This is a genomic window from Enterobacter cloacae complex sp. 2021EL-01169 (assembly GCF_020733125.1).
GTDB lineage: Bacteria > Pseudomonadota > Gammaproteobacteria > Enterobacterales > Enterobacteriaceae > Enterobacter > Enterobacter roggenkampii.
The window spans coordinates 201,187-215,022 of the sequence record NZ_JAJFTC010000004.1 but is presented as its reverse complement, the minus strand read 5'-3'; the positions used below and the strand labels follow the sequence as shown (position 1 = coordinate 215,022).

Annotated in this window: 12 protein-coding genes; 8 read left to right on the top strand and 4 right to left on the bottom strand. The window is 56.3% G+C overall.

The features are described 5' to 3' along the window. Positions 1-2: 2 nt before the first annotated feature. Together smrA and LLF79_RS14085 are read right to left on the bottom strand one after the other, a co-directional pair. Positions 3-566 carry a DNA endonuclease SmrA gene (smrA, locus tag LLF79_RS14090; RefSeq protein ID WP_227879686.1) on the bottom strand — a complete coding sequence of 188 codons (564 nt, stop codon included), beginning with the start codon at positions 564-566 and terminating at the stop codon, positions 3-5. A gap of 357 nt (positions 567-923) precedes the next feature. Beyond that, the gene (locus LLF79_RS14085) at positions 924-1,835 is read right to left on the bottom strand and encodes a LysR family transcriptional regulator (RefSeq protein ID WP_023292606.1); all 912 of its coding nucleotides are present in this window, start codon (positions 1,833-1,835) and stop codon (positions 924-926) included. 175 nt (positions 1,836-2,010) lie between these two features. Here LLF79_RS14085 and LLF79_RS14080 point away from each other — a divergent pair, with 175 nt between their 5' ends. From LLF79_RS14080 to uspE, 7 genes are all read left to right on the top strand, one after another. Then, positions 2,011-3,321, top strand: a complete 1,311-nt coding sequence (locus LLF79_RS14080) for a M20 family metallo-hydrolase (RefSeq protein ID WP_045336041.1) — start codon at positions 2,011-2,013, stop codon at positions 3,319-3,321. After that, entirely contained in the window at positions 3,321-4,766 is a 1,446-nt protein-coding gene (locus tag LLF79_RS14075) for a M20 family metallopeptidase (protein ID WP_227879684.1), read from the top strand. The genes LLF79_RS14080 and LLF79_RS14075 overlap by 1 nt, the downstream gene beginning before the upstream one ends. A gap of 40 nt (positions 4,767-4,806) precedes the next feature. Beyond that, positions 4,807-6,333 carry a p-aminobenzoyl-glutamate transporter gene (gene abgT / locus LLF79_RS14070; protein ID WP_047748292.1) on the top strand — a complete coding sequence of 509 codons (1,527 nt, stop codon included), beginning with the start codon at positions 4,807-4,809 and terminating at the stop codon, positions 6,331-6,333. A 10-nt stretch (positions 6,334-6,343) separates the two neighbouring features. Then, positions 6,344-6,859, top strand: coding sequence for a methylated-DNA--[protein]-cysteine S-methyltransferase (ogt, locus tag LLF79_RS14065; protein ID WP_025911525.1), 516 nt, complete (start codon positions 6,344-6,346; stop codon positions 6,857-6,859). A 183-nt stretch (positions 6,860-7,042) separates the two neighbouring features. Then, the gene (fnr, locus tag LLF79_RS14060) at positions 7,043-7,795 is read left to right on the top strand and encodes a fumarate/nitrate reduction transcriptional regulator Fnr (RefSeq protein ID WP_006174991.1); all 753 of its coding nucleotides are present in this window, start codon (positions 7,043-7,045) and stop codon (positions 7,793-7,795) included. Between the two features lie 147 nt (positions 7,796-7,942). Then, a complete protein-coding gene (locus LLF79_RS14055; RefSeq protein ID WP_014883604.1) occupies positions 7,943-8,125 on the top strand; it encodes a hypothetical protein in 183 nt (60 codons plus the stop codon). A gap of 109 nt (positions 8,126-8,234) precedes the next feature. After that, positions 8,235-9,185 carry a universal stress protein UspE gene (uspE, locus tag LLF79_RS14050; protein ID WP_008500542.1) on the top strand — a complete coding sequence of 317 codons (951 nt, stop codon included), beginning with the start codon at positions 8,235-8,237 and terminating at the stop codon, positions 9,183-9,185. Between the two features lie 123 nt (positions 9,186-9,308). Here the strand turns inward: uspE and pntB are convergent, their stop codons facing one another. Together pntB and pntA are read right to left on the bottom strand one after the other, a co-directional pair. Continuing rightward, entirely contained in the window at positions 9,309-10,697 is a 1,389-nt protein-coding gene (gene pntB, locus LLF79_RS14045; RefSeq protein WP_021241158.1) for a Re/Si-specific NAD(P)(+) transhydrogenase subunit beta, read from the bottom strand. Positions 10,698-10,707: 10 nt separating this feature from the next. Further along, complete coding sequence (gene pntA, locus LLF79_RS14040) at positions 10,708-12,237, bottom strand: Re/Si-specific NAD(P)(+) transhydrogenase subunit alpha (protein ID WP_227879682.1); 1,530 nt, start codon at positions 12,235-12,237, stop codon at positions 10,708-10,710. 535 nt (positions 12,238-12,772) lie between these two features. Between pntA and ydgH the strand changes: the two genes are divergently transcribed. Beyond that, positions 12,773-13,717, top strand: a complete 945-nt coding sequence (ydgH, locus tag LLF79_RS14035; RefSeq protein ID WP_008500545.1) for a DUF1471 family protein YdgH — start codon at positions 12,773-12,775, stop codon at positions 13,715-13,717. Positions 13,718-13,836 lie beyond the last annotated feature (119 nt).

Genomic DNA, 13,836 nt, shown 5'->3' with positions numbered 1-13,836 from the left:
CGCTAGCGGCTGCGCTTGGCGTGCCGCTCCCAGTTCTCCTGTTTTGCTTCATCGGATTTACGCAGTGAAACGTAGCATGCCCCGCTGCCGCCGTGATGCGGCAGCGCCACGCAGAAGGCCTGCACTTCCTCGAACTCCGTTAACCAGCGCGCCAGATAGCTGCGCACCACATTAGGATGCGAGTTCTGCTCGCGCCCTTTTCCGTGAATGATAATCAGATTGCGTAACCCGTCACGTCCGGCCTGGCGAATAAAAGAATAGAGCATCTGACGGCAGCGTTCGGCGGGCTGACGCAGGAGGTTTAAGCTGGCCTGGCGGGCATATTTACCCGAGCGCAGCTTCTCGATAACGCCCTGCTGCACCCCTTCGCGCCGGAACGCCAGCGGCTCTTCAAGGGGCAGAACGTCAAGAAAGTCCAGCGTCAGGAAGTTATCCAGCTGTTCGCTATCCACCTCCTGGCGCGCCCGCGTATTGCGGCTGGGCTGCCAGTGAATATCCGGGCCACGCTTCAGCGGCTGGACATCTTCCATGGCGTCAAGAAAAAAGGATTTGTCGTCAGGGTTCATGGATATCCTCCGGCTACAACTGAGGACGGTACTATACCTGTGCCCGAGACAGGCCTCAATCACCGTTACAGGCCGTCGTGCGCAACAAATATTAACCTGATGAATATATATAGTATTTATAAAATGGATTTAAATACAACTTAACTAAAATTTCAGCAAAGATGAAATAAGTGATTTGTGTTAAATTTTCGTAAAATCAAACACTCGACATCCTTTCTTTTTGCGGAAAAGGTGTTATACCTAAATATACCTGCTTCATGGATATAATATTCAGGATTGGCGAAAGGACGCACTGCTGTGTGTACTGGAGGATCTGTCTGATGTCGGGCAGATCCTGTTTTTTTTATTATCTCATTTTCACGCCACGATTATTTTCCTCGCTTCCCGTCTGAACTGCGTAATTAATGATTCAGCCAGGGGCGTCTGACGTGAATCACGGCGCTGAATTAAATAATATGCTGCTTTTGGAAGCGATTCGACAACCGGCAGCATGACCAGACGGTGCGCCAGCAGCGGGTCACAGCCTAACTCCTGCGGCAATATGCTTAGAAAATCACTTTGTGCAACCAGGCTTATGCAGGAAGAAAAGGTTTCGCAGACCACACCAATTCGCGGTATTTGCGAGCGATGGCTAAATACCTCTTCTAGCTGCTTATAATAACTTCCCCGCGGCGTCGGCATTGTCCAGTTATAATGCAGGAGTTCGTTAATCGACGTTGCCCCCGTTGCCGGATGCCCTTCGCGACAAAATACCGCAAATGGCTTCTCAAAGAGTTTTTCAAACGTAAATTCCTGGTCGTAAGGTCCCTGATAATAAGTATTGATGGTGAAATCCAGCTCTCCCTGCCGTAATTCGTTGATCATCGACACCAGCTGCCCTTCCATTATCCGCACTTTGACCTGCGGATGTTGGGCATGAAAGCGGGTAATAACGGCGGGCATCAGGCTGCGCGAAACGCTGGCCCCCATCCCGATGTTGATCTGCCCGGCCTGTTCCCCCTGCCGCTGACGAATGTCATCCTGCGCCGCGCGCAGCTCTTCCAGAATTAACCGGGCGCGCTGGTAAAAACCCTCGCCGCATTCGGTCAACGCCACGCCCTTACTCCTGCGCACGAAAAGCTGCGCCGCCATGCCCTCCTCCAGCTCTTTGATGGATTTGGTCAGCGCCGGCTGCGAAAGATTCAGCGTCCTGCTGGCACCGCGAATGCTGCCCTGACGTGCGACTTCAACAAACGCCCGTAGATGATGGAATTTAACCTGAAATGACATAGCCCGACCGATAACCGTTGTTTATCAGAGTAAAGAAACTGTCATCTACTTTACTGGAAAGGGATGTGCGAGGGTAATTCCTGAACGGTTAAAACTGTGAAAAATCGGTTAGTGATAAGTAAAAACTATCACAGCGTGAAGCAGTTCACATATTTTCATGATGACAGGAACAGATATGGACACACTGGCGCAGTACATCCAGACGTTAACCCCGCAGCTGAGCGCGTGGCGTCGCGATTTTCACCATTTTGCGGAATCCGGCTGGGTAGAGTTTCGTACCGCCGCGAAAGTTGCGGAGACCCTGAACTCGCTGGGTTACGAACTGGCGATGGGCCGTGACGTGGTCGATGCCGAAAGCCGGATGGGGCTGCCCGATGAGGCAACCCTGGCGCGAGAGTTTGCCCGCGCGCGGGCGCAAGGCGCGCCTGAGAAATGGCTGGCGCCGTTTGAAGGCGGCTTTACCGGCATTGTCGCCACCCTGAATACCGGCCGCCCGGGCCCAACCCTGGCGTTTCGCGTGGACATGGACGCCCTTGATTTAAGCGAAGCGCTCGACGACAGCCATCGCCCGTTCCGCGACGGGTTTGCCTCCTGCAATCCGGGCATGATGCACGCCTGCGCGCACGACGGCCACACCACCATTGGTCTGGGACTGGCACAGGTGCTTAAGCAGAATGAAGCCCGGCTCAACGGCACCATTAAGCTGATCTTCCAGCCTGCTGAAGAAGGCACGCGCGGCGCGCGCGCCATGGTTGCCGCCGGGGCGCTGGATGACGTGGACTATTTCACGGCCATTCATATTGGTACCGGCGTCCCTGCCGGTACGGTGATCTGCGGAAGCGATAACTTTATGGCCACCACCAAGTTCGACGTGAGCTTCACCGGCGTGGCCGCACACGCGGGCGGTAAGCCGGAGGACGGGCGTAACGCCCTGCTCGCCGCCGCGCAGGCCGCCCTCGCCCTGCACAGCATCGCCCCGCACAGCGACGGCGCATCCCGGGTGAACGTCGGCGTGATGCAGGCGGGCAGCGGGCGCAACGTGGTGCCCGCGAATGCCCTGATCAAAGTTGAAACCCGCGGCGAAAGCGAAGCGATTAATCAGTATGTCTTTGAACGCGCGCAGGCCGTCATTACCGGCGCGGCGGCGCTCTATGGCGTGAGCGCGGAGATGCGCCTGATGGGGGCTGCCACCTCCAGCGCGCCGACACCGGCGTGGGTGGATTATCTGCGCGAACAGGCGAGCCAGGTTTCCGGGGTTGTTCATGCCATCGATAAGGTGAAAGCGCCAGCGGGTTCCGAAGACGCCACGCTGATGATGGCCCGCGTGCAGCAGAACGGCGGCATGGCGTCCTATATGGTGTTTGGCACGGATTTGAGCGCCGGACATCACAACGAAAAATTCGACTTCGATGAGCAGGTCATGACTATCGCCATCGAAACGCTGGCGCGAACTGCGCTCAATTTCCCGTGGACGCGAGGTGTGTAATGCAGGAGAACTACGCTTTTATTGCCGATGCGATCGACACGCGATGTCGGACGTTAACCGATATTACCGACGCGATCTGGGATCGTCCCGAAACCCGCTTTGAAGAGTTCTGGTCCGCCGAACGGCTGGCCAGCGAGCTGGAAGCAGAAGGCTTCACGCTGACCCGCGAGGCAGGCGGTATTCCCAATGCCTTTATCGCCAGCTTCGGCAGCGGAAAACCGGTTATCGCCCTGCTGGGCGAGTACGACGCGCTGGCCGGGTTAAGCCAGCAGGCACACTGCGCGACGGCGCAAACCGCCACGCCGGGGGCTAACGGCCACGGCTGCGGACATAATCTCTTAGGCACCGCGGCGCTTGCGGGCGCGGTGGCGGTGAAAAGCTGGCTGGAGCAGCACGGCGGCAGCGGAACGGTGCGTTTTTACGGCTGTCCCGGTGAAGAAGGCGGCTCCGGGAAAACCTTTATGGTGCGCGAAGGGCTGTTTGATGACGTCGATGCCGCCGTCACCTGGCACCCGGAAGCCTTTGCCGGGATGTTTAACGTCAGTACGCTGGCGAATATTCAGGCCGCCTGGCGTTTTCACGGCGTGGCGGCGCACGCGGCCAACTCTCCTCACCTGGGACGCAGCGCCCTGGACGCCGTGACGCTGATGACCACCGGCACCAACTTCCTTAACGAACACATCATCGAGAAAGCGCGCGTCCATTACGCCATTACCGACACCGGCGGGATTTCGCCCAACGTGGTGCAGGCGCAGGCCGAGGTGCTGTACCTGATCCGCGCCCCGGAGATGGCGGATGCGCAGCAGATCTACGAGCGCATCGAGAAAATCGCCCAGGGCGCGGCGCTGATGACCGAAACGACCGTCGAGTGCCGCTTTGATAAAGCCTGCTCCAGCTACCTGCCGAACCGCACGCTTGAGGCGGCGATGTATCGCGCCCTGCAGCACTACGGCACGCCGGAGTGGACCGACGAAGAGCGAGAGTTTGCCCGCGAGATCCGCGCCACTCTGACGCCCAACGATCTGCAAAACAGCCTGAAAAATATTGCCGCCACGGGTGGTGAAGCGGGTAAAGCCTTTGCCCGTCGTCATCAGGCGACGCTGCTGGTGGATGAAGTCGCGCCTTATGCCGTCACCGACAACGTGCTGGCAGGCTCAACCGACGTGGGTGACGTCAGCTGGAAAATGCCGGTCGCCCAGTGCTTCAGCCCCTGCTTTACCGTCGGCACGCCGCTGCATACCTGGCAACTGGTATCTCAGGGGCGAACCTCTATTGCCCACAAGGGCATGCTGCTGGCCGGGAAAGTGATGGGCGCGACCGCGCTGAATCTGCTGCAGGACGCGGCGCTGCTGAAAAAATGCCGTGAAGAGTTCGAACAACAACTAGAAGAAAAACCGTACGCGTGTCCGATCCCACCGGGCGTGACACCGTCACCTTTAAAATAAAAAACACAACACAACAACACAACACTCCCGAGGAACGCCCATGAGTATGTCATCCATACCTTCGCATTCCCCATCCGGTAAGCTCTATGGCTGGGTTGAAAGGATCGGCAATAAAGTGCCGCACCCTTTCCTGCTTTTTATCTATCTGATTGTGATTTTGATGGTCGCCACCGCCGTGCTCTCCGCCTTTGACGTCAGCGTGCGCAGCCCGGCCGACGGCAGCCTGGTGGCGGTGAAAAACCTGCTGAGCATTGAAGGGCTGCACTGGTTTTTACCCAACGTGATTAAAAACTTCAGCGGATTCGCCCCGCTCGGCGCCATTCTGGCGCTGGTGCTGGGCGCCGGGCTGGCTGAACGCGTCGGCCTGTTGCCCGCATTGATGGTGAAGATGGCTTCTCACGTCAGCGCGCGCTACGCGAGCTACATGGTGCTGTTTATCGCCTTCTTCAGCCATATCTCCTCCGACGCCGCGCTGGTGATCATGCCGCCGATGGGGGCGCTGATCTTCCTCGCCGTCGGGCGCCATCCCGTGGCGGGTCTGCTGTCCGCGATTGCGGGGGTGGGCTGCGGTTTTACCGCTAACCTGCTGATCGTCACCACCGACGTGCTGCTCTCGGGCATCAGTACGGAGGCGGCGAAAACCATTGATGCGGCCATGCACGTCAGCGTGATCGACAACTGGTACTTTATGGCCAGCTCGGTCATTCTCCTGACGATTGTCGGCGGGCTGATTACCGATAAGATCGTCGAGCCGCGGCTGGGTAAATGGGAAGGCCGTAGCGATGAAAAGCTGGAAACCCTGAGCAAAGAGCAGCGCTTCGGCCTGCGCGTGGCGGGGATTGTCTCGCTGGCGTTTATCGCCGCGGTGGCGCTGATGGTGGTGCCGGAAAACGGCATATTGCGCGATCCGGTTAAACATACGGTCCTGCCCTCGCCGTTTATTCAGGGCATCGTGCCGCTGATTATCCTCTTCTTCTTCGTTGTTTCGCTCGCCTACGGTATCGCCACCGGCAAAATCCGCCGCCAGGGTGACCTGCCGCAGCTGATGATCGAGCCGATGAAGGAGATGGCGGGCTTTATCGTGATGGTGTTCCCGCTGGCCCAGTTTGTGGCGATGTTTAACTGGAGCAACATGGGCAAGTTTATGGCCGTGGGCCTCACCGACGCGCTGGAGGCTGCCGGGCTAAGCGGCGTGCCGGCGTTTGTCGGTCTGGCGCTGCTGTCATCCCTGCTGTGCATGTTTATCGCGAGCGGCTCCGCCATCTGGTCGATTCTGGCCCCGATCTTCGTGCCGATGTTTATGATGCTGGGGTTCCACCCGGCTTTCGCGCAGATCCTGTTCCGCATCGCGGACTCTTCGGTTATCCCGCTGGCGCCGGTTTCGCCGTTTGTTCCGCTGTTTTTAGGCTTCCTGCAGCGCTATAAACCCGAGGCCAAACTGGGTACCTACTATTCGCTGGTTTTACCCTACCCGCTTATCTTTTTAGGGGTATGGCTGGTGATGCTGGTGGCGTGGTATCTTGTCGGCCTGCCGATTGGGCCGGGGATCTACCCGAGGCTGAACTAAGGGAATGAGGATGCTGAGATTACTCGAAGACAAGATTGCGACGCCGCTTGGGCCGCTGTGGGTGATCGCGGACGAGCAGTTTTGCCTGCGCGCCGTTGAGTGGGAAGAGCACAGCGACCGCATGGAAGAACTGCTTGCGATTCACTACCGCGCCCAGGGGTATGAACGTATCCGCGCCACCAATCCGGGTGGACTGAGCGACAAGCTTGCGGCGTACTTCGAAGGCGATCTCAGCATCATCGACACGCTGCCCACCGCCACGGCGGGCACGCCTTTTCAGCGCGAAGTGTGGCAGGCGCTGCGGGCCATTCCCTGCGGGCAGGTGATGCATTACGGCCAGCTCGCGGCGCAGTTAGGTCGCGCTGGGGCCGCACGCGCCGTAGGTGCCGCGAACGGCTCTAATCCGGTCAGCATCGTGGTGCCCTGCCATCGCGTTATTGGCCGCAACGGCACCCTGACCGGCTATGCCGGTGGCGTGCAGCGAAAAGAGTGGTTGCTGCGTCACGAAGGGTATCTCTTACTCTAGTTCCCAGGCTTTTTGTGCTTAATTTTCTTCCGGTTAGGCTAAAAATCCATAATCAAGCTGTGGAATTTCAAGAAGATGGCGACACATTGCCGTCTCTTGTCCTTATTGAGGGTTTGTCAGGCTTACGTACTTACCAAAAAGATGTTAAAATTGACCAATATCAATTAAGGCTTGAGCAAACCTATGATCCCGGAAAAGCGAATTATACGACGCATTCAGTCTGGCGGTTGTGCTATCCATTGCCAGGATTGCAGCATCAGCCAGCTCTGTATCCCGTTTACCCTGAATGAGCATGAACTCGATCAGCTTGATAATATTATCGAGCGTAAAAAGCCTATTCAGAAAGGGCAGACGCTGTTTAAAGCGGGAGACGAACTGAAATCGCTCTATGCTATCCGTTCTGGCACCATCAAGAGCTACACCATCACCGAACAGGGCGATGAGCAGATCACCGGCTTCCATCTGGCGGGTGACCTGGTAGGCTTTGATGCCATCGGTACGGGCCACCACCCGAGCTTTGCTCAGGCACTCGAAACCTCGATGGTTTGCGAAATTCCGTTTGAAACCCTGGACGATCTGTCCGGCAAGATGCCTAACCTGCGTCAGCAGATGATGCGTCTGATGAGCGGTGAGATCAAAGGCGATCAGGACATGATTCTGCTGCTTTCCAAAAAGAATGCAGAAGAGCGTCTGGCCGCGTTTATCTACAACCTCTCCCGCCGCTTCGCCGAGCGTGGCTTCTCGCCGCGTGAATTCCGTCTGACGATGACGCGTGGCGATATCGGTAACTACCTGGGTCTGACCGTGGAAACCATCAGCCGTCTGCTGGGTCGTTTCCAGAAAAGCGGGATGCTGGCCGTTAAGGGTAAATACATCACTATCGAAAACGGTGAAGCGCTGGCCGTTCTTGCCGGGCACGCCCGCAACGTGGCGTAAACGCCATACGTATACTGCCAGACCGATAAATTCTCCTGATTTATGGGTCTGGCCTGTTACCCCGTCTTATATCTGCCCTTTTCACCGTAGCACGTCCCCACACAGCACCCAAAAGGGTCTCGTTGAGGTTATGAATTGAGAGAAAGTTTGTTTTTCGTTTCAGTCGTGATTGCCTCAGTGACCTTTATCTTCATCTGGATCATGCTTGTCGGCCCAATGAAGGGGGAGGAAAAAACCTACGTTCAGGACTCCACGACCTTTGCGATAGCGGTGATGGTGCTGCTGTTTATTGCGTTTATCGCGGTAACGACCACGGTGCTTTTCCTCTGATAAATTTTCATGAATTATTGATCTGGCAAAAGCTCTCCTCTGTTTCATTCAGGATATATAGGTTACTCTTTTAATTACAGACTGTGGTGACAGTAGTAAGGAGACCTGTATGGCCAAGTATCAAAACATGCTGGTAGCAATCGATCCGAATCAGGACGATCAGCCGGCATTACGACGTGCTGTGTATTTGCATCAACGGATTGGTGGCAAAATCAAAGCGTTTTTGCCGATCTATGACTTCTCGTATGAGATGACCACCCTTCTGTCGCCTGACGAGCGCACCGCTATGCGTCAGGGCGTCATCAGCCAGCGTACCGCGTGGATCCGCGAACAGGCGAAGTATTACCTGGAAGCGGGCGTGCCCATTGATATCAAAGTGGTCTGGCACAACCGACCTTTCGAAGCCATCATTCAGGAAGTCGTTGCCGGTGGGCACGATCTGCTGCTGAAGATGGCGCACCAGCACGACAAGCTGGAATCCGTGATCTTCACCCCGACCGACTGGCACCTGCTGCGTAAATGCCCTTGCCCGGTCTGGATGGTGAAAGACCAGCCGTGGCCTGAAGGCGGGAAAGCCGTTGTGGCGGTAAACCTCGCCAGCGAAGAGGATTACCATAACTCGCTGAACGAGAAGCTGGTGAAGGAGACCCTCCAGCTTGCCGACCAGGTCAACCACACCGAAGTGCATCTGGTAGGTGCCTATCCGGTTACCCCGATTAACATCGCCATTGAGCTGCCGGAATTTGACCCGAGCGTGTATAACGACGCCATCCGCGGTCAGCACCTGCTGGCCATGAAAGCGCTGCGCCAGAAATTCAGCATCGATGAGAAAATGACCCACGTGGAAAAAGGGCTGCCTGAAGAGGTGATCCCGGACCTGGCTGAACACCTGCAGGCGGGGATCGTCGTGCTGGGTACCATTGGACGTACCGGTATTTCTGCCGCCTTCCTCGGCAACACCGCCGAGCAGGTGATCGACCATCTGCGCTGCGACCTGCTGGTTATCAAGCCGGATGAGTACCAGACGCCGGTTGAGCTGGACGATCCGGAAGACGATTGACCCGCAAGATGAAAAAAAACCGTCGGCGAACCGGCGGTTTTTTTTTGCCGGGTGGCGGCTACGCCTTACCCGGCCTACGGGTTTGGTAGGCCCGGTAAGCTTGCGCCACCGGGCTTTACCCTGTCAGAGCGCTTTCAGAATCGCATCCACGCTGGCTTTGGCATCGCCAAACAGCATGTGGGTGTTCTCTTTGAAGAACAGCGGGTTCTGCACCCCGGCATAGCCGGTATTCATTGAGCGCTTAAAGACGATCACGTTCTGCGCCTTCCACACTTCCAGAACCGGCATCCCGGCGATTGGGCTACGCGGATCGTCCTGCGCCGCCGGGTTAACGGTGTCGTTAGCCCCAATGACCAGCACGGTGTCGGTGTCGGCGAAATCATCGTTGATCTCGTCCATCTCCAGCACGATGTCGTAAGGCACTTTCGCTTCCGCCAGCAGCACGTTCATGTGGCCTGGCAGACGCCCCGCCACCGGATGAATACCAAAACGCACCTTGATGCCGCGCGCGCGCAGCTTCTCGGTGATTTCCGCGACCGGATACTGCGCCTGTGCCACCGCCATGCCGTAGCCCGGGGTGATAATGACCGAGTGCGAGTTTTTGAGCATTTCGGCGGTATCTTCCGCGCTGATCTCACGGTGCTCACCCACTTCCTCATCGGAGCCGGTAGACGAGCCGTCAGAACCAAAGCCACCGGCGATGACGCTGATGAACGAGCGGTTCATCGCCTTACACATGATGTAAGACAGGATCGCACCGGAAGAACCCACCAGCGCACCGGTGACGATCAGCAGGTCGTTGCTCAGCATAAAGCCCGCCGCCGCCGCCGCCCAACCGGAGTAGGAGTTCAGCATGGAGACCACCACTGGCATATCCGCACCACCGATGGACGCCACCAGATGCCAGCCGAAGGCCAGCGCGATGATAGTCATCACCAGCAACGCCAGCACCTGCAGACCGACGCTTTCGGTACGCACGAAGACCACCAGCAGCACAAACGATACCACCAGCGCCGCCAGGTTCAGCTTATGGCGGTTTGGCAGCATCAGCGGCTTAGAGGAGATCTTCCCGCGCAGCTTGCCGAACGCGACAATGGAACCGGTGAAGGTGACCGCACCGATGAAGATACCGAGGAACACTTCCGTCAGGTGAATATTCACCAGAATCGGTTCCAGACCTGGCGTGTGGTACAGGTAGCTGTTGAAGCCCACCAGCACCGCGGCCAGACCCACAAAGCTGTGCAGAATCGCCACCAGCTCCGGCATTTCGGTCATTTCAACGCGTTTCGCCAGGCGAATACCAATCGCACCGCCGATGATCATCGCCACCAGGATCCACGCCACGTTGCCGGTGTCCGGCCCGAAGATGGTGGCAATCAGCGCAATCGCCATCCCGGCGATACCAAAGTTATTCCCCTGCTGAGACGTTTCGTGTTTGGAAAGCCCCGCCAGACTGAAAATAAACAGGATTGCAGCAACAATGTATGCGGCTGTCACTAATCCTCCAGACATATGCTACCCCTTAGCCTTTACGAAACATTTTCAGCATGCGCTGAGTCACGGTGAAACCACCGAAAATATTGATACTGGCGATCAGCACCGCGATAAAGCTCAGGAAGCTGATCCAGCCGCCGTGGCCAATCTGCAGTAACGCCCCCACCACGATGATCCCGGAGATGGCGTTGGTTACCGACATCAGCGGCGTATGCAGCGCATGGGAGACGTTCCACACCACGTAGTAGCCCACGACGCAGGAGAGCGCGAAGACGGTAAAGTGGCCGAGGAACTCTTTCGGCGCGACGTCAGCCAGCCAGCCGAACAGAATAATCACCAGCGCCATGATCGCGTATTTGCGCCACGGGGAAGCCGGTTTGGCAGGTTCTTTTGGCTCAGGCGCCGCTTTAGGCGCTGCCTGAGGCTGGGCCGAAACCTGAATCGGTGGCGCAGGCCAAGTAATTTCACCTTCACGCACCACGGTCACACCGCGCACCACCACGTCGTCAAAATCGACGGTGATGTTGCCGTCTTTCTCTTTGCAAAGCAGCTTCAGCAGGTTGACGAGGTTGGTGCCGTACAGCTGAGACGATTGCGTCGGCAGGCGACCCGGCAGATCGGTATAGCCGATCACCTTCACGCCGTTTGCGGTCGTGGTCACCTGATTCGCTACGGTATATTCGCAGTTGCCGCCGTTTTGCGCGGCCAGGTCGACAATCACGCTGCCCGGCTTCATGGAGTCCACCATCTCACGGGTAATCAGCTTCGGCGCCGGTTTACCCGGGATAAGCGCGGTGGTCACAATGATGTCGACATCTTTCGCCTGCGCGGCGAAGAGTTCCATTTCGGCTTTGATAAAGGCTTCGGACATCACCTTCGCATAACCATCACCGCTGCCCGCTTCTTCCTTGAAGTCCAGCTCAAGGAATTCGGCCCCCATACTCTGGACCTGTTCCTTCACTTCAGGACGGGTATCAAACGCGCGAACGATAGCGCCCAGGCTGTTTGCCGCACCGATGGCTGCAAGTCCCGCCACGCCCGCGCCAATTACCATCACCTTCGCCGGAGGGACTTTACCCGCCGCGGTGATCTGACCGGTAAAGAAGCGACCAAATTCGTGGGCCGCTTCAACGATGGCGCGGTAGCCCGCAATGTTTGCCATCGAACTTAAGGCGTCCAGCGACTGGGCGCGCGAAATACGCGGCACGGAGTCCATCGCCATGACGGTGACGCCGCGCGCGGCCAGTTTTTCCATCAGCTCAGGATTTTGCGCAGGCCAGATAAAGCTCACCAGCGTGGTGCCCGGATTCAGCAGCGCAATCTCACTCTCTTCCGGTGCGTTGACCTTCAGAATAGCCGGCGACTGCCACACGTCGGCACTGTCCACCACTTCCGCGCCAGCCTGAATAAAGGCCTCGTCATCGAAACTCGCCAGTTTGCCCGCGCCGCTTTCAACTGCGACGGTAAAACCCAGCTTAAGCAGTTGCTCCACCGTTTTCGGTGTTGCCGCTACGCGGGTTTCATTGGCAAACCGTTCTTTTGGTACCCCAATACGCATAGTTTTCCCTTCCATCGGTTTTTGATGATGGTTTAACGATAAGTGCCCGCGGTTTGTATCATTTTTCGCCATCACGCAAGCAATGAGACACAATTCACCCCGGAAAATAAAACAGTAACAAACTGTCTATAACCTACTGAAAATAGCGGCCGTGATCTACCGCCAGAAAACACTATTTCTTACTTTATCTGTGAAAAATAAGCGATCGGCGTCACTGACAGTGATATTTACCTTAAATTCATCGCCAGAACCGATAATTCGCGCAAGCGAAGCGGTAAAAACATGATATAGCGCCATAAGAGAACAACTTATTAACATTAAATTAACTTGTAAAAGTCATAAGCTTTATCAGTTTTACTTGTCAAACGCGTGTTTTTTCAACATATCACTAAATGTTATCGAATAAGGTGATTCAGTGAGCACAGGCAGTGAAAAATGGCGCAGACAGCGACGGGTTTTAAATGCCATAATCGGGACCGTCTCAAATTAACAACAATACCAGTACATGGTTTGCGCAAGGCGAAGGATCATTTTTATGAAGCTTAAGAACACACTCCTGGCGTCCGCACTTCTCTCCGCGACCGCCCTGTCTGCGAATGCCGCAACAGAGTTAACGCCGGAGCAAGCGGCAGCGTTAAAACCTTTTGACCATAAGGTCATTGTGGGTCGTTATAATTCTATTGGCGACGCCGTCGCCGCTGCATCAAAGGCCGCTGATAAAAACGGGGCAGCCTCGTTTTATGTTGTTGACCAGTCTGATAACGGCAACAGCGGTAACCAGCGCGTGACCATTGCGCTGTATAAGGACAACGCGCCAAAAGCTGACGCACCGAAAAACCGCGTGATTAACGGTGTTGTTGAACTGCCGAAAGATCAGGCAATTGCGCTGGAACCGTACGACACCGTCACCGTTCAGGGCTTTTACCGCAGCCAGCCTGAAGTGAACGATGCCATCACCAAAGCCGCGAAAGAGAAAGGGGCCTACTCTTTCTACATCGTGCGTCAGGTCGATGCTAACCAGGGCGGCAACCAGCGTATTACCGCGTTCATCTATAAAGAAGATGCGAAGAAACGTGTTCTGCAGAGCCCGGATGCGATTCCGGCAAACTCAGAAGCCGGTCGCGCGGCGATAGCGAAAGGCGGCGAAGAAGCGAAGAAAGTGGAAATCCCAGGCGTCGCAACGACGGCTACGCCAAGCGCTGAAGTGGGCCGTTTCTTTGAAACGCAGTCCACGAAAGGTGGCCGTTATTCGGTTACGCTGCCAGACGGTACCAAAGTTGAAGAGCTGAACAACGCCACTGCCGCGCAGATGGTGCCGTTCGACAGCATCAAATTTACCGGCAACTACGGCAACATGACGGAAGTCTCTTACCAGGTCGCGAAGCGTGCGGCGAAGAAAGGGGCGAAGTTCTACCACATCACCCGCCAGTGGCAGGAACGTGGTAACAACGTGACCATCAGCGCCGATCTGTACAAGTAACAAAATCGTTTAAAAAAGGCGGCGCAATGCCGCCTTTTTTGTTACTTTTTTTGAATTTCTGCCACACGTCATTGCATGCTTTCGTTACACTCCGTAAAATCCCGCGCCTTAGTGTGATC

Coding starts and splice junctions, on each gene's coding strand:
- smrA (WP_227879686.1), bottom strand. CDS start 566: ATGAACCCTGACGACAAATCCTTTTTTCTTGACGCCATGGAAGATGTC.
- LLF79_RS14085 (WP_023292606.1), bottom strand. CDS start 1,835: ATGTCATTTCAGGTTAAATTCCATCATCTACGGGCGTTTGTTGAAGTC.
- LLF79_RS14080 (WP_045336041.1), top strand. CDS start 2,011: ATGGACACACTGGCGCAGTACATCCAGACGTTAACCCCGCAGCTGAGC.
- LLF79_RS14075 (WP_227879684.1), top strand. CDS start 3,321: ATGCAGGAGAACTACGCTTTTATTGCCGATGCGATCGACACGCGATGT.
- abgT (WP_047748292.1), top strand. CDS start 4,807: ATGAGTATGTCATCCATACCTTCGCATTCCCCATCCGGTAAGCTCTAT.
- ogt (WP_025911525.1), top strand. CDS start 6,344: ATGCTGAGATTACTCGAAGACAAGATTGCGACGCCGCTTGGGCCGCTG.
- fnr (WP_006174991.1), top strand. CDS start 7,043: ATGATCCCGGAAAAGCGAATTATACGACGCATTCAGTCTGGCGGTTGT.
- uspE (WP_008500542.1), top strand. CDS start 8,235: ATGGCCAAGTATCAAAACATGCTGGTAGCAATCGATCCGAATCAGGAC.
- pntB (WP_021241158.1), bottom strand. CDS start 10,697: ATGTCTGGAGGATTAGTGACAGCCGCATACATTGTTGCTGCAATCCTG.
- pntA (WP_227879682.1), bottom strand. CDS start 12,237: ATGCGTATTGGGGTACCAAAAGAACGGTTTGCCAATGAAACCCGCGTA.
- ydgH (WP_008500545.1), top strand. CDS start 12,773: ATGAAGCTTAAGAACACACTCCTGGCGTCCGCACTTCTCTCCGCGACC.